Annotated in this window: 15 protein-coding genes; 6 read left to right on the top strand and 9 right to left on the bottom strand. The window is 38.5% G+C overall.

Features of this window, described 5'->3' with window-relative positions:
* Positions 1 to 102: 102 nt before the first annotated feature.
* From ACESMA_RS01585 to ppdK, 3 genes are all read left to right on the top strand, one after another.
* Positions 103 to 1,041, top strand: coding sequence for a mechanosensitive ion channel family protein (locus ACESMA_RS01585; protein ID WP_372946997.1), 939 nt, complete (start codon positions 103 to 105; stop codon positions 1,039 to 1,041).
* A 30-nt stretch (positions 1,042 to 1,071) separates the two neighbouring features.
* Positions 1,072 to 2,415 (top strand): hypothetical protein, encoded by a 1,344-nt coding sequence (locus ACESMA_RS01590; RefSeq protein WP_372946998.1) that lies wholly within the window; start codon positions 1,072 to 1,074, stop codon positions 2,413 to 2,415.
* Between the two features lie 471 nt (positions 2,416 to 2,886).
* On the top strand, positions 2,887 to 5,589 hold the full coding sequence (gene ppdK, locus ACESMA_RS01595; RefSeq protein WP_372946999.1) for a pyruvate, phosphate dikinase: 2,703 nt from the start codon (positions 2,887 to 2,889) through the stop codon (positions 5,587 to 5,589).
* Between the two features lie 367 nt (positions 5,590 to 5,956).
* On the opposite strand, the gene ACESMA_RS01600 is transcribed toward ppdK, so the two are convergent.
* The 4 genes from ACESMA_RS01600 to ACESMA_RS01615 form a co-directional block, all read right to left on the bottom strand.
* Positions 5,957 to 6,616: a response regulator gene (locus ACESMA_RS01600; RefSeq protein WP_372947000.1), complete on the bottom strand. Its 660-nt coding sequence runs from the start codon at positions 6,614 to 6,616 to the stop codon at positions 5,957 to 5,959.
* Between the two features lie 3 nt (positions 6,617 to 6,619).
* On the bottom strand, positions 6,620 to 7,411 hold the full coding sequence (locus ACESMA_RS01605) for a sensor histidine kinase (RefSeq protein ID WP_372947001.1): 792 nt from the start codon (positions 7,409 to 7,411) through the stop codon (positions 6,620 to 6,622).
* A 261-nt stretch (positions 7,412 to 7,672) separates the two neighbouring features.
* The gene (locus ACESMA_RS01610) at positions 7,673 to 9,046 is read right to left on the bottom strand and encodes a sigma-54-dependent transcriptional regulator (protein ID WP_372947002.1); all 1,374 of its coding nucleotides are present in this window, start codon (positions 9,044 to 9,046) and stop codon (positions 7,673 to 7,675) included.
* Between the two features lie 119 nt (positions 9,047 to 9,165).
* Complete coding sequence (locus ACESMA_RS01615) at positions 9,166 to 10,245, bottom strand: alpha/beta hydrolase family protein (RefSeq protein WP_372947003.1); 1,080 nt, start codon at positions 10,243 to 10,245, stop codon at positions 9,166 to 9,168.
* A gap of 105 nt (positions 10,246 to 10,350) precedes the next feature.
* On the opposite strand from ACESMA_RS01615, the gene ACESMA_RS01620 reads away from it, so the two are divergent.
* Positions 10,351 to 11,094, top strand: a complete 744-nt coding sequence (locus ACESMA_RS01620; protein WP_372947004.1) for a flavin reductase — start codon at positions 10,351 to 10,353, stop codon at positions 11,092 to 11,094.
* Positions 11,095 to 11,129: 35 nt separating this feature from the next.
* Here the strand turns inward: ACESMA_RS01620 and ACESMA_RS01625 are convergent, their stop codons facing one another.
* Together ACESMA_RS01625 and ACESMA_RS01630 are read right to left on the bottom strand one after the other, a co-directional pair.
* Positions 11,130 to 11,366 (bottom strand): CDGSH iron-sulfur domain-containing protein, encoded by a 237-nt coding sequence (locus tag ACESMA_RS01625; protein WP_372947005.1) that lies wholly within the window; start codon positions 11,364 to 11,366, stop codon positions 11,130 to 11,132.
* Positions 11,367 to 11,403: 37 nt separating this feature from the next.
* On the bottom strand, positions 11,404 to 12,234 hold the full coding sequence (locus tag ACESMA_RS01630; RefSeq protein WP_372947006.1) for a hypothetical protein: 831 nt from the start codon (positions 12,232 to 12,234) through the stop codon (positions 11,404 to 11,406).
* A gap of 112 nt (positions 12,235 to 12,346) precedes the next feature.
* Here ACESMA_RS01630 and ACESMA_RS01635 point away from each other — a divergent pair, with 112 nt between their 5' ends.
* Positions 12,347 to 13,465, top strand: coding sequence for a lactonase family protein (locus ACESMA_RS01635; protein WP_372947007.1), 1,119 nt, complete (start codon positions 12,347 to 12,349; stop codon positions 13,463 to 13,465).
* 5 nt (positions 13,466 to 13,470) lie between these two features.
* Here ACESMA_RS01635 and folE read toward each other — a convergent pair whose 3' ends face one another.
* Positions 13,471 to 14,094 carry a GTP cyclohydrolase I FolE gene (gene folE, locus ACESMA_RS01640; RefSeq protein ID WP_372947008.1) on the bottom strand — a complete coding sequence of 208 codons (624 nt, stop codon included), beginning with the start codon at positions 14,092 to 14,094 and terminating at the stop codon, positions 13,471 to 13,473.
* A 291-nt stretch (positions 14,095 to 14,385) separates the two neighbouring features.
* On the opposite strand from folE, the gene rfaD reads away from it, so the two are divergent.
* Complete coding sequence (rfaD, locus tag ACESMA_RS01645; protein WP_372947009.1) at positions 14,386 to 15,351, top strand: ADP-glyceromanno-heptose 6-epimerase; 966 nt, start codon at positions 14,386 to 14,388, stop codon at positions 15,349 to 15,351.
* 59 nt (positions 15,352 to 15,410) lie between these two features.
* Here the strand turns inward: rfaD and ACESMA_RS01650 are convergent, their stop codons facing one another.
* Together ACESMA_RS01650 and ACESMA_RS01655 are read right to left on the bottom strand one after the other, a co-directional pair.
* The gene (locus tag ACESMA_RS01650; protein WP_372947010.1) at positions 15,411 to 15,821 is read right to left on the bottom strand and encodes a hypothetical protein; all 411 of its coding nucleotides are present in this window, start codon (positions 15,819 to 15,821) and stop codon (positions 15,411 to 15,413) included.
* 98 nt (positions 15,822 to 15,919) lie between these two features.
* Positions 15,920 to 16,486: an RNA polymerase sigma factor gene (locus ACESMA_RS01655; RefSeq protein WP_372947011.1), complete on the bottom strand. Its 567-nt coding sequence runs from the start codon at positions 16,484 to 16,486 to the stop codon at positions 15,920 to 15,922.
* Between the last annotated feature and the right edge of the window lie 34 nt (positions 16,487 to 16,520).

Genomic DNA, 16,520 nt, shown 5'->3' on the forward strand with positions numbered 1-16,520 from the left:
AGGTAATGTTTAAATCTTTAAAAGAAATCCCTGCAACAGCCTGACACATTTGGGTAGTGCCTCATTTTTTTATATACTAATGAAAAATGTAAACAGATTACGATGGAAAAATTATTTACAAATGAATTTTGGGAAACAGTTATTGCAAATCTGCAAGGTTGGTTAATAAACGAATTACCAGGGGTTTTAATTTTAATTCTGGTTTTATTGGTGGTCCTTCGCCTTGTGTCTTTCTCATTAAAACGATTAAAGAAGACCTTGGTTTCCAGGTCGCAAAAATCGGAAAAAGGAGATGCTGCAGAAGTTGAAAAACGAATTATTACCCTAGTTGGAATAATAAATGGTTTGGTTAAAATTGTGCTTTGGGTTATTGTCATAATGATTCTTCTGAAAAAATTTGGTGTTGATATTGGCCCTATTCTGGCAAGTGCAGGGATTATTGGAGTAGCCATTGGTTTTGGTTCTCAGGAATTGGTGCGTGATTTTATTTCAGGTTTTTTTATTTTACTCGAAAACCAGGTTAGAACAGGCGATGTGGCCGTAATTAACGGAACCGGAGGGTTGGTTGAAAAAATTGAAATGAGAACCATTACGTTGCGTGATTTTTCAGGAGTTGTGCACATTTTCCAGAATGGGAAAATCAATACATTGTCTAACATGACCAAAGAATGGTCGGCCATGGTTTTTGACATTGGAGTAGCTTATAAGGAAAATGTGGACACCGTAATAGAAGTTATGCGCGAAGTGGGTAACAGCATGCAAAACGACGAAAATTTCAAAAATGACATTTTGGAACCCATTGAAATTTTTGGGCTCGACCAGTTTGGCGACAGTGCTTTGGTTATAAAGGCAAGAATTAAAACGAAACCCATTCAGCAGTGGACCATTGGCCGCGAATACCGGAAAAGGCTAAAAGTAGCTTTTGACAAACGGAATATTGAAATACCATTTCCACATACTACTATTTACTGGGGCGAAGAAATCAGTCCGTTAAAATTGAATGTTTCCGATTCGCCGCTAGTGAAAACTAAGGAAAATTAATGTAACTTGTGGTTTTTAAACGACAATTCCATGGAACAAAACAGACGTGAATTTGTAAAAACCACCCTGAAAGCAGGAATGAGTGTTTCACTCGCTCCTGCTTTTTTGTTACCTGACAGCCAAAATTTTACAGCTCAGGTATTGAATCCGCGAAATCGGGTGCCGGTAAGTTTAATCATTGATGATTCAACCTGCCTGGTTAATATGGCACATTTTGGAATTCCGCAGTTTGCAGAAGTTTTTCCTGAGAATTACAAACAAGACTGGCGAAAACTTCCACGGGAAATTCCCGATAGTTTTGTCCGCGAATTCGGGGAATGGAGCATCGAACACGGTGTAAAAGGAAAATACAGCATCGTTCCGTATCCTGCTTGCACGGGTTGGGTCAACCGTTTTATACCGGGCTGGACAAAAAAAGAACTGGAAAACAGCCTGAACGTGGTTCGGGAAGTTATTCTCTCCAACTGGGATATCCACCCTGAAATGGTAAGCCATACACGTGTAATTGACATAAAAACCGGAAAACCTTACGAAAAGGCCATTCCTGAATTTATGGAAAACTGGGAATGGAGCCAGAATAAAAGTGCCGACGAATTGGCTGTTTACCAGGCTTATGCCTTGCAAATTTTAAAAGATGCCGGCCTTCCCTGCGAAGGAATTACCACGCCGGGAGGTTACGGCAGCCGAAATCATGAGAATCTGGCCATCAGTGCATTCCAATCTGTACGGGATGTTTACGGTTCAGAAATTCCCCATTACTTCCGCGATTTATTCACCGAAAAAGAGAAAAGTGTTGCTCCAAAAGTGATTTTTCCTGATAATGGAAATAAATCAGATTGTGTAGTTTCCATCATTGGTTGTACCGGCGATTGGTTTGGAGGCTGGGATGGCTTGGTTCGCGGTGATGCTGATAAATTTATTACCGAAGATTTGCAAAACGGACGGATGGTGGAAGTTATTGAAAGTGGTGAACCGGCCATTATGGTTTGCCACTGGCCGGGAATATATTTCAACGGTGAAAAGGTGGGTTTCAACATTCTGAAAACTATTGTGAGCCGGTTGAATCAGAAATACAATCATTTAACCTGGATGAAACTGAGTGAAATATCAAGGTACTGGGCGGCAAAAGAAACAACAGAAATCGCTGTTTCCGAAAATGCTCTTCAACTGAATGCTCTTTTTTCCTGCCATGATTTTACACTGAAAATTGATAAACCTATTCAGAAGTTGAAGTTAAAAACCGGTCAAGCATTCAATAAAATTTCAAACCCGGGAGAATTAAAAACCAATACCTTTTTTTCAGATGAAACATCAACCATTTTGTGTTTTAATCTGGAAAAAGGGGAAATGAAAATTGCAATGGATCAGAGTTGATTTTTTTTCACAAAAAAACAGGAGCAACTTCTCACTCCTGTTTTTCTAACCTAACCAAATCTATTCTCTATGAAAAAACACTTTTACTTTTTCTTGTTGAAACAAAAGTACGAACAAAAACAGTTAACTAATTTCAATCTAAGTTAAAGAATGTTAACTCTTCATAATCAAAAAGATAAACAATGATTCTAAATCTTGAACTTAGGCTTAATTTTATATATTTGCATTGCATTAAAAAGAATTGAAAACATAAAGAATGGAACATAAAAAAAGAAAATTCAAAAATTCAACAACAGGTACTTCAGATTATTTTAACATACCACCTCCCATCTCTAATATTTTCAGGCACATAGCCACTTGTAATCATCAACTCTAATTTGGCTTATTTATTACATTCTAAAAAAATAGAGTTATTTTTGCAATCCAAAATTTAAAGATTTCTTTTTATTAATAATTATAAAAACACTATTTATGGCAAAACATGTATATACTTTTGGAGCTGGAAAAGCCGAAGGTAAAGCTGACATGAAAAACCTTCTGGGTGGCAAGGGTGCTAACCTGGCAGAAATGAACCTGATTGGGGTTCCTGTTCCTCCGGGATTTACCATTACTACCGAAGTTTGTACCATGTATAACGAAGAGGGTCAGGAAAAAACGTTTAACCGGATTAAACCGGAAGTTGAAGCAGCAGTTGCATTGGTTGAAGAACTTACCGGAACTACATTTGGTGATAAAGACAATCCCTGCTTGTTATCAGTTCGTTCAGGCGCCCGTGCTTCCATGCCGGGAATGATGGACACTGTTCTTAACCTGGGTATGAACGACGATGCAGTGGAAGGCATTGCAAAAAAATCTGGCAATCCTCGTTTTGCATGGGATTCATACCGCCGGTTTGTACAAATGTATGGCGATGTGGTTATGGATATGAAACCGGCCAGCAAAGAAGAACATGATCCTTTTGAAGAGATTATCGATGAGTTAAAAGAAGAAAAAGGCATTCAACTGGATACAGATTTTACTACTGAAGATTTAAAGGAATTGGTAAGACGCTTTAAAGCGGCCGTAAAAAAAGTTACCGGCAAAGATTTCCCAACCGATCCGTGGGAACAACTTTGGGGTTCTGTTGCTGCCGTTTTTAACAGTTGGGAAAATCCGCGTGCCATATTTTACCGCAGGATGGAACAAATCCCTGACGAATGGGGAACTGCAGTTAACGTTCAGGCCATGGTATTTGGTAACATGGGCGAATCTTCCGGCACTGGCGTTGCCTTTACCCGCGACGCAGGAACAGGCGAAGATGTATTCAACGGAGAATACCTGATTAACGCGCAGGGAGAAGATGTAGTTGCAGGTATCCGTACTCCTCAGGAAATTACCCTTTCCGGTTCAAGAAAATGGGCTGAATTACAAGGCGTAAGTGAAGAAGAAAGGGCATCGAAATATCCTTCACTGGAAGAAGCCATGCCCGAAATTTATAAACAACTGGAAGAAACCCAGCAAAAACTGGAAGACCATTATAAAGATATGCAAGACCTCGAGTTTACCATTCAGGAAGGTAAATTATGGTTGCTGCAAACCCGTAACGGAAAACGTACCGGGGCTGCCATGGTAAAAATTGCAGTTGATTTGCTGGAACAAGGTGTAATTGATGATAAAACTGCCTTAAAACGCATTGATGCCAATAAACTGGATGAATTGCTTCACCCGGTATTCGAAGCATCGGCCATCAAATCGGCCAACGAAATTGCAAAAGGATTGCCGGCATCTCCGGGTGCTGCAACCGGCCAGGTTGTATTTTTTGCCGACGAGGCAGCAAAATATCCTGTATCCATTCTGGTACGCGTTGAAACTTCACCCGAGGACCTTGAAGGAATGCACATTGCAAAAGGAATTCTTACTGCACGCGGTGGTATGACATCGCACGCAGCAGTTGTAGCCCGTGGTATGGGAAAATGTTGTGTTTCCGGTGCAGGTGCGGTAAAAATCAATTATAAAACCCGCATAATGACCATTGACGGAAAAGAGTTCCAGGAAGGTGACTGGATTTCGCTGAACGGTTCAACCGGTAAAGTTTATGAAGGAAAAATTACCACAAAAGATCCGGAAATGAGCGGTGACTTTGCTAAAATCATGAATCTGGCTGATAAATTTTCACGGATGAAAGTGCGTACCAACGCCGATTCTCCGAATGACGCAAAAGTTGCCCGGAAATTTGGGGCGGAAGGTATTGGTCTTTGCCGCACAGAACACATGTTCTTCGAAGGTGACCGCATAAAAGCTATGCGTGAAATGATTCTGGCAAACAACGAAACCGAAAGACGTAAAGCATTGGAAAAACTGCTTCCATATCAGCGTGAAGATTTCGAAGGAATTCTTGAAGCTATGGCCGGTTTTGGGGTGACCATCCGGTTGCTTGACCCGCCGTTGCATGAGTTTGTTCCGCACGAAGAAGCCAACCAGAAAGACATGGCTAAGGAAATGGGGATTTCGACTGAAGCAGTTAAGGCACTTGTTGAGGACTTGCATGAATTCAACCCCATGCTCGGACACCGCGGTTGCCGTTTGGGAAATACCTACCCTGAAATAACCGAAATGCAGGCCAGGGCTATTATTGAAGCAGCCGTTAACCTGAAACAAAAAGGTGTGGATGTATTGCCCGAGATTATGGTTCCGCTTATTGGAACTGTAAAAGAATATAAAATGCAGGCCGATATCATTCATGCAACTGCCAAAAAAGTTTTCGAAGAGAAAGGTTCAAAAGTTGATTACCTTGTTGGTACAATGATTGAAGTTCCGCGTGCGGCATTAACCGCCGACCTGGTGGCAAATGAAGCTGAATTCTTTTCGTTCGGCACCAACGACCTCACCCAGATGACTTTTGGTTATTCGCGTGATGATGCCGGCAAATTCCTACCAATCTATATTGAAAAAGGAATCTTGAAAAACGATCCGTTCCAGGTACTTGACCAGGAAGGCGTTGGACAGTTGGTAAAAATGGGCGTTGAAAAAGGCCGTAGCGTAAAATCTGATTTGAAAGTGGGTATTTGCGGAGAACACGGAGGAGAACCCTCTTCTGTTATGTTTTGCGACAGTGTTGGAATGGACTACGTAAGTTGTTCACCCTACCGTGTGCCAATTGCACGCGTTGCTGCCGCTCAGGCAAATATTAAATAAGAAACTGAATTTCTGACAGATAAAAAGTCATCCGACGAAGTCGGATGGCTTTTTTTATGCGTAAAACTACGCAAAAACCAACACGTAATTCTACGTATTGGCTATAGGTAGAATTACTCTTTTTTAGTATTAAATAATTTCAGAATATTGTATTGGAAAATTTTATAAAAACTAATGAATATACTCAGAACAAATAACGACATTACCCCATACCTCAATCCAGTATTCTTTAGCACACTGGATTTGACCTTTCCTGATAGCCATCATTTCATTCTCTCCTATCAACACGTTCTCTCTATTCCTGAAATGATAAAGGCATGAAGGGTTACGGATAATCCGTAAAGGGGTTCTGGCCAGAACCCCTTTTTTATTTTATAAAAACCAGGTTATTTTTCAATGCAAATACAACCAGCCCCGCAATATTTTTTGATCCCGATTTTTCAAGCAACTTACGCCTGTGCCCTTCCACAGTCCTCGGACTGATTTCCAGTTTTTCTGCAATTTCGGGCGCAGTAAACTCACGGCAAATCAAATCAAGCACTTCCAGTTCTCTATCAGAAAATTCAGGTAAATCTTGCTTTAAGTTATGTTTTTGTCTGGTACTTTTTAGTACCAATTGCGCCAGACCCGGAGGAAAATAAAAATCATTTTTCACCACTTTTACAATCGCTTCTTCCAGTTCATCCGGTTCGGCATCTTTTAGCAAGTATCCGCTTACTCCTTCAGAAATCATGTGCATAATAAATTGTTCGTCGTCTTCCATGGTAAGGATTATCACCTTTTGTAAAGGATAAAGTTGTCTGATTCTTCTTTGGGCGTCAATGCCATTCATTACCGGCATTTGAATATCTAAAAGTATAATTTCAGGTAAAGTATCCAACTGTTTCAGCAATTCGAGTAATTCTATTCCATTTCCTGCTTCATATATTTTATTAACCAATGGAAATTCCTCCAATAAAGACCGGATTCCCTTCCTGAAAAGTTTGTGGTCGTCTGCAATTACTACATTTATCTTTTTATTATCCATAAATTATTCCAATGAGCTAATTAGTAAAATTGCTGATGTACCTTTTCCGGGACTGGAGTTTATTTTTATACGGGCACCCATGATTTGAGCACGACTTTCAAGGTTTTTTAATCCCAGACCGGTTTTAGTCATTTTATCCATCTCAAAACCAACCCCATCATCAGTAACGGAAATGGCAATGGAAACCGGAGTAAATCGGGCTTTAATTAAAATTTTGGAAGCCCCGGCATGCTTTATGGCATTGTTTACCAGCTCCTGAATAACTCGAAAAACTGCAAGTTCTTTTTTTGAATTAAGCCGGAGTGGTTGGCCACTTTTCCAGTATTCCACCTCAATTTGGCCCGATTTATTTGCCCAGTTTACAAATTCTTCAACAGCAAAATCCAATCCCAGTTTTTCAAGTGAAGGTGGCATTAAAGCTCTTGAAATTCGTCTTACCTGTGTAATTACATTTTCAAGGTATGTTTTTGTTTCATTTGCAAGTTCTTTGGCACTGTCATTCTCTGATTTGCGCTCAAAACGTGAAACATTTAATTTAACAACAGAAAGCATTGCTCCCACTTCATCGTGCAAATCCTGTGCAATACGTTTCCGCTCTTTTTCCTGAGCAAGTATGGTGTTTTTTAAAATTTCCTCTTGCTGATCAGATTTTATTTTATTGATTTCCAATTCTTTCTTTAACAGTCGTTTTTGGTACGTTACAAAAAAGAAAAAAACAGCACCGGCAAGAATAATCATACCTAAGGTTCCTACAATATAAATAAGTACAATTTCTGCAGTTCCCTGAACAGCCATTTATCCGGTTTTAGTTTTTGTAAATTAAATAAAACGGTCACGAAATTAGTCAACAAAAATGAAATTTGCGCAGTTCAGGCAAATATTTGGGATAAAAAAAGAAAGGGCAGCTCTATAGCCGCCCTTAAGTTAACCCCCAAACACACAAGCAATACAGAATGTATTGCGTTGCAAATGTAAAAAATATTATTTCTATACAAAAAATTCAGCAAAAAAAATAAAAGAAAATTTATTAATGTACGAGATCGAATCAGAAGAATTCTAATTCATGGTAAATTCCTTTTTTTGTAACATTCTGTAAATGGTTGATTTACCAATTCCCAGTTTTTTGGCTACTAATCGAACATTTTGATTGTATTTATTCAAAAAATGTTTTACTATATCGTAGTTATATTCGTCCAACGATTTTTCATTGGAAAGCAAATTCTGAACATTTTCGTCCACACTCATATTCAAATGTGTAGGTTTAATAGAATCTCCGTTTGTCATAACGCACGCGAGTTCCATAACAGCCTTCAATTCCCTTATATTTCCCGGGTAATGATAAGTCCGTAATAATTGCTTGGATTCATCTGTAATATTTTTAGGAGTCATTTTGTTTTCTTTGCAAAATTCATTTACAAAATGTTTGGCCAACAAAATGATGTCGTTCCCTCTTTGCCTTAAAGGCGGAAGTTCAATAGGCAAACCAAGCAACCGGTAATAAAGGTCCTGCCTGAATTTTCCTTCGTTAACAAGGGCCGACAGGTTTTTATGGGTGGCGGTAAGAATTCTCACATTAAGTGAAATGTTTTCAGTACCTCCCAGACGCATTAGCTCACGTTCCTGTATAACCCTAAGCAGTTTGGCCTGAATATTAATGTCCAGGTCTGCTATTTCGTCTAAAAACAGTGTACCTGAATTAGCCATTTCAAATTTTCCAATTTTTTTGAAATCGGCCCCGGTGAAGGCTCCTTTTTCATGACCAAACAGTTCACTTTCAATTAATCCTTCAGGAATTGCCGAAACGTTAACAGCAACAAATGGTTTGTTACTCCTTGGCGAATTGTAATGAATTCCTTTGGCAACCAGCTCTTTTCCGGTTCCGGTTTCACCATAAATAGATACCGAGATATTCGTTTGACACGCTTTTTCCATTAAACTGAAAACATGATCAATTTCACGGCTGTTTCCTTTAATAAGCTTCCTGAAATTGTAATGATCCTTGATGGCGTCTTTAAGCCTTGTATTTTCCTGTTTTAGCTGATCTGACTGGTAAATGTTTTTAATAACATTTGTAAGCTTTTCCCTTGTGTCCGCAGCTTTCATAATATAATCATAAGCTCCGTCCTTCATTAGTTCAATGGCCGTGCTTATGCTTTCCTGGGCTGAAATTATGATTACATGAGTGTCAGGTGCTTTTTTCTGAATTTCTTTTAAAACTTCATGGCCTGTCATATCAGGCAAAGTATAATCCAGGGTAATTACATCGGGCTGATCATTAAGATGTGATATACAGTCTTTTCCATTATAAAAAACCTTAACCTGGTATTGTTGATCAAGGAGCTGTTTCTTTAGAACCTGGGCATAAAGTTTATTATCTTCAACAATAAATACTTTATAATTGTTGTTGTTATTATTATTTTGGCTGGTCATTTTTAAGTTTTTTTTAGTTGATCGTCCATAATCCTAAAAACTGTGCCAAAATAGGAAGAATTTTTTAATATTTTCCCTATTTGAAACAAAAAGTTGAATTTGGGATGAAATAATTCAAGTTAATACCTGTAACCTGCCTTTTGCAAATCTTGTAAATTGGTAAATGGGTTGATGGGTTTTAAATGTTTAGCCAAATGATTATGTATTTTAAATCTGATTTCTTTAGCCTTTTTTGTATCCATTCTGTCGAATGAATGGCCTCCGGGCAAAGCATCAAAAATCTCGTAATCGAATGGTTTACCTTCAGCTTTTAACGATTTTATCAAATGTTCCACTTCCAGTACATTCACATCGTCATCGTTGGTATTTGTATGAATAAGCAATGGAGTTCCTTTGTATTTATGGGTATTCCATGCTGGAGACCGCCGGCGGTATTCTGCAACATTGTCGTTGGCATTTTGTCCAATATGGTAATCCGCTTCAAACAAATCGCGGTAACTTTGGGTGTGGTACCCCATCCGGGCAATTAAATCGCTAACCGGAACACCGGCAAAAGCCACCTGGTAATCGTTTGGGTGATCAAAAATGTTCATCAGCGCAATTAATCCGCCGTGGCTCCATCCAACAATTCCCACGCGCTTTTCATCAATAAATTCATAATTTTCGATCATATAATTCCGGCTGTAAAAAACATCTTCAGTTTCAAGTCCACCATAATCTATTTTTTCGTAATGCGCTTTTCCATAGCCGGTGCTTCCCCTGTATTCGGGAGCTACAATAACATATCCCTGACATAAAAATTCACGCACAATATGGGAGTAGTAGGTTGTAAAATCAGCATGTACACCACCGTGGGGCAAAACAATCAGCGGATATTTTTTTGAAACATCAACATCTTTAGGAATAAACACATAGGTCCAAAATTTTACAGGATTACCTGCACCTTTGGCTGTGGGATTTTCTTCTTTCCATTTTGGAGGTCCGTAAATATATAGTTTGTCAACATGGGCAACATCACCCACTTTTTGATACCAGAGCAAATCGTCAATCATTTTTTCAACCACATCAAGCCTGTGATTCAGATTTTCATCTTGCGTTTGCAGTTGTTTCAAATTCTCTTCCAGTAATTCAAAGTTCTGGGCAAAAACGGTTGAAAAGAATGTTACAAAAAAAAGAGTCAAAATGGTAGTTTTTCTCATGGTTCCTTTATTTTTATTGCTTTCATTGTAAAGATGAAAGAATTATTATAAACATGGTTTTTCGAAATATTATTAATTTTATAAAAGTATAAAAAAAGGTATCATATGAAATACAAAGCTTTTCACAAATTATCTTACGGGCTCTACATTATTACCACCCGGGCGAACAACGAAAATGCAGGTTACATAGGAAACACTGTTTTCCAGGTAACATCAGAGCCTTCACAAATTGCCATTAGTTGCCACAAAAACAATGCTTCACTTGAAAAAATTCTTGAAAGTAAAATTTTTTCTATTTCGGTATTAGGAAAAAATGCAAGTACGTCGCTTATTGGTGAATTTGGTTTCATGTCGGGAACTGACGTTGATAAATTCCGGAATGTGGAAACCAAAACAGCCCAAACCGGTGCTCCAATCGTTCTCGATTCGTCAGTGGCCTGGTTCGACTGCAAAGTTGTTGCCACCCAGGATGTGGGTTCGCATATTCTGATTATTGGTGAAGTTCTGGAAAGTGATGTTCTTTCAGACGAAGAACCGCTTACTTATGCTTATTACCGTGAGAAATACAAAATGCTTTCGCCGAAAAATTCACCCACATATATTGAAAAGGCCAAACTCGAAAGCGAAAAAGAACCAGATAAAAAACAAGAGTCTGAACCTCAAAAAGCAGAACAGGAAAAAGGAGACAACATGGATAGTTTTACCTGTCAAATTTGCGGTTTCCAATACAATCCTGAAGAAGGAGACCCCACAGCAGGAATTCCTCCGGGAACTTCGTTTGAAGATTTACCCGATGATTATAAATGCCCTATTTGTAATGCATCGAAAGAATATTTTAAAAGAAACTAACAAAAAACAGCCGGTTGACGCCGGCTGTATTCTATTTACAATTCCTTATGCGTACCATCGCAAAATGGTTTGTTTTTCGAACGCTTACACTGACAGAGCCAGGCATCTTTTTTTTCTTCTATTTCGAATGCAAGCGGTGTAAACCCTGTTCCCTGATGGGAGCCGTCGCAAAAAGGCTGATTATTACTTCGGCCACAAGCACACCAGTAATAAGTTCCTGGCTCAAGGGTGACCATTTTGGGAAATTTTGCTGCAATTTTAGGTTCTTCCATTTCAATTTTTTTATTTAAAATTCTGTTAGCCTCTAAATTAGTCAACAATTTTGTATGCCACAACCTTATTATCAAAAAATGTAGGTACCAGAACCAAATCAAGTTTAAGTGCAAAATCCAAATCTGCAGTATTAATTTCCTGGGCAGTGGTATCGAGTAATTTTACATTTTTGCCGTTACGGTTTACAAAAACCCTTCCCGGCCAGTTGGAAAACACAAATTCTCCTGCGTTGTTTTTCTCCAGTCCGTCAACTCCTCCGGCATCAGCAATTATTTGTTTAATTTCTTTTGTTTTGATATCCACTTCATAAATATTTTTATCTCCGATGTAAAGTTTACCCATTTCGGTGAACAGTCCGTTGGGCGTTTCAAGTGGTTCACCTTCCATCCAAAGAGTTAAAGAGCCGTTTACAAGCGCATGAATTTTTGCTGTTCTGGTATCTGACACCAAAATCATTCCATTGCTACAAGCAGCTACATCATTCAGAAAAACCGCATTTGTTGCATGGTACCTGCTGATTATTTTACCCGATTGAACATCAATTTCAACCAGCCTGTCAATATCAGAAACATAAAGTTTTCCATCGTGCAAAGCCATTCCTTTGGGTGCATCGAGGCCTTTCACCCATTCCAGGTTCTTTTCGCTTCCATCAGCATTTAAAATACTTATAAAACCGTTCCCATCCTTTTCCGACGGATCACCGTTAATATTTGCCACGTACATAATTTCCTTTTCTTCATCAAAAAGAACTGATTCCGGTGTTTTTAAATCAGCCGAAGTTTCCCACACTTTTTCAAGCTTTTGTGCATTTACTGCACTCAAACCAGAAATAAAAATCAAAAGCAAACCAATCATTAAAGTTTTCATAATACAATCGTTTTAAATTTATGCATAAAAAGTTACCATAAAAAAAGCGTTTATTGCAAAAAAATGTTCAATTTGGTAAATAATTCTTTCATCAAAAACAAAATTTAAAACTATGAAACAAAAAATACTTGGCGGAATTATTAGTCTTTTGCTGGTTTTTCAAGGCTTTTCACAAGTTTCTAATTCAGGCAAATTATATGTTGGCACTTTTACTTCGGAAGGCGCAGAAGGCATTTATCTTTGCAGTTTTGACTTTTCAAACGGAGAAATTGAGCTGATTAATACGTTCAAGGGAATTGACAATCCTTCGTTTTTAAAAATTTCACCAAACCGAAACTATTTGTATGCAGTTACCCGGCATCCGGAAAAAATTGAAAAATCTGGAGGGCACATCCAAGGATATAAAATAAAAGATGATGGCGATTTGGAATTTCTGAACAAGCAGGTATCTCATGGTTCAGACCCGTGTCACGTCGATGTTTCGCCCGATGGAAATTTTGCAGCCATTGCAACATACGGTGGCGGAACTACATCGTTATACAAAATAAATGACGATGGAAAGCTCAGTCCTGCAAGTTCAACAATTATCAATGAGGGTTCTGGTCCAACTTCACGACAAACTGCACCTCATGCCCACGCCATTAAATTTTCGAAAAACGGCAAACAGGCTTTCAGTGCCGATTTGGGTACCGACCAACTGAATATTTTCGACCTGAAAAAAGATAAACTAATACCAGCGAAACAACCATTTGTAAAACTTCCTCCCGGTTCCGGTCCACGGCATTTTGATTTTCATCCGAATGCTGATGTCACTTATGTGATTAATGAGTTGAATTCAACCATTAGTGTGATCGAAAAAAAGGGTCGCAACCTGGAAGTGGTGCAAACTATTTCCACCTTGCCTGAAAATTTCAGCGGGACAAGCTACTGCGCTGATATTCATGTTTCTGCCAACGGAAAATATGTTTATGGTTCGAACAGAGGTCATAATTCTATTGCTGTTTTTAAAACTGATCCTGTTTCAAAACAACTGAAATTTCTAACAACGGTTCCAACTCGTGGCGAATGGCCAAGAAATTTCACTTTAACTAATGACGGTAATTTTTTACTGGTGGCCAACCAGCACAGCGGAAATATTGTGGTTTTCAAAATAAATACAGAAACCGGAATTCCTGAATTTTCGGGTAAAGAATTAAAACTGCCAGCCCCGGTTTGCCTCGAATTTCTGTAACAAAATCAGCTAAACTTTGTGCTTATAAGTTTAATGAACTCGTCGCGGGTGGCATTTTTCTGAAAAGCTCCGGTAAAATCGGAAGTTGTTGTAATGGAATGTTGTTTCTGAATTCCGCGCATTTGCATGCAAAGGTGCTGTGCTTCAATAACCACGGCAACTCCAAGCGGTTTTAACGTGTCATGAATGCACTCTTTAATTTGCGAAGTAAGCCGCTCCTGAACCTGAAGCCGGCGTGCAAAAACATCAACCACGCGGGCAATTTTGCTCAACCCGGTAATTGTTCCGTTTGGAATATATGCAACATGCGCCTTCCCAAAAAACGGAAGCAAATGATGCTCGCACATCGAATAAATTTCAATATCTTTTACAATAACCATTTGACGGTAATCCTCTTTAAACATAGCAGATTTTAAAATTTCCACCGGGTCGGTTTTGTAACCCTGCAACAAAAACTGCATGGCTTTGGCAACCCGTTCTGGTGTTTTATCCAATCCTTCGCGTGATGCATTTTCGCCTAAAATTTCCAAAATACTTTTATAATGTTCCGAAAGATTATTGGTTATGTTTTCATCATAAACATCAATACGTTCGTAAACATTTGCATTATTTATTTCTGGTGTGCACATAGTGTAAAATCTTTAAATTCATACAAAGATGGATTTTTTTTTCAGAAAGGGCACCCGAATGATTTCACTGTTTTACAGAAAATTGATGTTAACGAGCAATCAGGAAGTAATAAGCAACCTTTTTTATCTTATTGCTGTCTATCATCAAATAAACAGATGGCCAGAGTAAAATTCAGTTAAAATTTTTTTGTGAATTATACAATATTCGAAGTAAAAATAAGTTATAGCAATGACCACTTTGACGGGTGAACTCTTTGATTTTACTTTGCCAAATTAAACCACTTTGAAAGAATGATAGTAATTACAGGTGCTGCCGGTTTTATAGGCAGTTATTTAGCAGGAAAGCTGAACCAGGCGGGTTACAATGATTTGATTCTGGTTGACCGGTTTGATGATCCATCTAAAGACATCAACCTTTTCAGCAAAAAATACAGAAAATTCATCGACAGGGATAAGTTTTTTAAGTGGCTTATTAAACATGCAGAAAATGTAGATTTCATTTTTCACATGGGCGCCCGTACCGACACTGTGGGGCTTGAGCCAGAACTTTATCAGCAACTCAACTTGATCTATTCGCAAAGACTCTGGAATATTTGTTCTGAAATTCAGGTACCACTTGTTTATGCCTCGTCGGCAGCCACATACGGAAATGGTGAATGGGGTTTTTCTGACACACACATTAATCTGTCAAATCTTCGCCCTTTAAATTTATATGGTTGGTCGAAACACAATTTTGATGTTTGGGCATTGAAACAAACCCGGACTCCCCCATTTTGGGCGGGCTTAAAGTTTTTTAATGTTTACGGTCCCAACGAATTTCATAAAGGCAGAATGGCTTCAGTTGTGCTTCATGCTTTTAATACCATAAATAAAACCGGCCAAATGAAGTTGTTTAAATCGCACCACAAAGATTACAAAGATGGTGAGCAATGCCGCGATTTTGTTTATGTGGACGACATTGCCGATGTGATGCTCTATTTTATGCACAATCAGGAAAATTCAGGAATTTATAATGTTGGAACCGGGAAAGCCCGATCATTCCTTGACTTAACCAGGGCAGTATTCAGGAGTCTCAAAATAAATCCGGAAATTTCGTTTGTTGACACACCGGTTGAATTACGCGGGCGTTACCAGTATTACACAGAAGCTGAAACAGACAAACTCAGGGAAATTGGTTATTCCAAACCTTTTGTTGAACTCGAAGATGGAATTGAAACTTATGTTGGAAAATACCTGGTAAAAGAAGCCTGTTTTTAAAAACAAAATCCCGGCAAGTAGCCAGGATTTCAAGTGTGTGTATTTTTTAAAATCCGTTTTTACAGTATTGCGTGCCGGCGCGAACCCAGGAATTTTTCAAGCAATAAAAGCAGTGAAGCTCCCATAAAAATTCCGGCAATTCCGGCTGGCAGACTGGCAAACTTATCGAAAAACGCACGGTAACCTGTAAGCATGGCATCGGTATTTACCTGTTGAAGCAGCGCAGGTGTTTGTTCTGAAGCCGAACCGCCGCCCGAAACCAAAACCACTGTTGCCAATAAAGCTGCAAAAAGAGCCAGAATAATCCAAAAACCTTTCCCTAAAACGGGTAAACTTTTAACCTGCTCAAGCGCTGGCTGCTCGGCAAAAACCCTGTTCATAACCTGGGCAGAAAAATCTGCACCCGGCGATTCGAGTTTTACACTTTTAAGCAGTTGTTTTAATTCCTTATCTTCTTCAAACGTTTTCATCTCATTAAAATAATTAATTTCTTTTGTATTCGATGGAACTCTCGATGAATTTTAATTCTTTTTTTTGTGAATTTGAAGAATTAAAATTCATGTTCGTTTCATAGTATCGTATATAAATCTTCCTTCAACATGTCATTTAAAATAGTATAGAGCTTTTTACGTGCCCTGTGCAGCTTAACCTTGGTATTACTTTCGCTCAATCCGGTAACTTTACTTATCTCTTCTACCGATTGATCTTCAAAATAATAAAGCACAACCAGTGTATATTCATCTTCAGGCAGTTTATCCAAAGCTGCTTTTACATACTTTTCGCGGTTTTCAGCCGGAATGCCGTCAAGATTCATTTCCTCTGCTTCGTCGCTAATCTGAACCTCATCGGTAGAAGCAAAATATTGTTTTTTCTTCCGGGTTTCCGAAATACAGGTATTATACGTAATTCGGTACAACCACGTAGAAAATTTTGCTTTCCCCTGAAAAGTATGAAGCGATTTGTAAGCTTTAATAAAACTTTCCTGGGCCATTTCTTCAGCATCTTCACGATTTTTAAGAACTTTTAGTGCAATGGAAAAAACGATATCCTGGTATCTTTCAACGATATACGAAAAGTAATTGGTTTGCCCGGCAATAACCTTTTCGATGTAATAATTATCGTCTTTATTTTCCATCTGTACCTTTGACGAGATTATTTTGTTCTGGTTA

It is taken from the genome of Mariniphaga sp. (assembly GCF_041687215.1).
Taxonomy (GTDB): domain Bacteria; phylum Bacteroidota; class Bacteroidia; order Bacteroidales; family Prolixibacteraceae; genus Mariniphaga.

Excerpts from the sequence above, each read along its gene's own strand:
- ACESMA_RS01585 (WP_372946997.1), top strand. The coding sequence starts at position 103 with ATGGAAAAATTATTTACAAATGAATTTTGGGAAACAGTTATTGCAAAT.
- ACESMA_RS01590 (WP_372946998.1), top strand. The coding sequence starts at position 1,072 with ATGGAACAAAACAGACGTGAATTTGTAAAAACCACCCTGAAAGCAGGA.
- ppdK (WP_372946999.1), top strand. The coding sequence starts at position 2,887 with ATGGCAAAACATGTATATACTTTTGGAGCTGGAAAAGCCGAAGGTAAA.
- ACESMA_RS01600 (WP_372947000.1), bottom strand. The coding sequence starts at position 6,616 with ATGGATAATAAAAAGATAAATGTAGTAATTGCAGACGACCACAAACTT.
- ACESMA_RS01605 (WP_372947001.1), bottom strand. The coding sequence starts at position 7,411 with ATGGCTGTTCAGGGAACTGCAGAAATTGTACTTATTTATATTGTAGGA.
- ACESMA_RS01610 (WP_372947002.1), bottom strand. The coding sequence starts at position 9,046 with ATGACCAGCCAAAATAATAATAACAACAACAATTATAAAGTATTTATT.
- ACESMA_RS01615 (WP_372947003.1), bottom strand. The coding sequence starts at position 10,245 with ATGAGAAAAACTACCATTTTGACTCTTTTTTTTGTAACATTCTTTTCA.
- ACESMA_RS01620 (WP_372947004.1), top strand. The coding sequence starts at position 10,351 with ATGAAATACAAAGCTTTTCACAAATTATCTTACGGGCTCTACATTATT.
- ACESMA_RS01625 (WP_372947005.1), bottom strand. The coding sequence starts at position 11,366 with ATGGAAGAACCTAAAATTGCAGCAAAATTTCCCAAAATGGTCACCCTT.
- ACESMA_RS01630 (WP_372947006.1), bottom strand. The coding sequence starts at position 12,234 with ATGAAAACTTTAATGATTGGTTTGCTTTTGATTTTTATTTCTGGTTTG.
- ACESMA_RS01635 (WP_372947007.1), top strand. The coding sequence starts at position 12,347 with ATGAAACAAAAAATACTTGGCGGAATTATTAGTCTTTTGCTGGTTTTT.
- folE (WP_372947008.1), bottom strand. The coding sequence starts at position 14,094 with ATGTGCACACCAGAAATAAATAATGCAAATGTTTACGAACGTATTGAT.
- rfaD (WP_372947009.1), top strand. The coding sequence starts at position 14,386 with ATGATAGTAATTACAGGTGCTGCCGGTTTTATAGGCAGTTATTTAGCA.
- ACESMA_RS01650 (WP_372947010.1), bottom strand. The coding sequence starts at position 15,821 with ATGAAAACGTTTGAAGAAGATAAGGAATTAAAACAACTGCTTAAAAGT.
- ACESMA_RS01655 (WP_372947011.1), bottom strand. The coding sequence starts at position 16,486 with ATGGAAAATAAAGACGATAATTATTACATCGAAAAGGTTATTGCCGGG.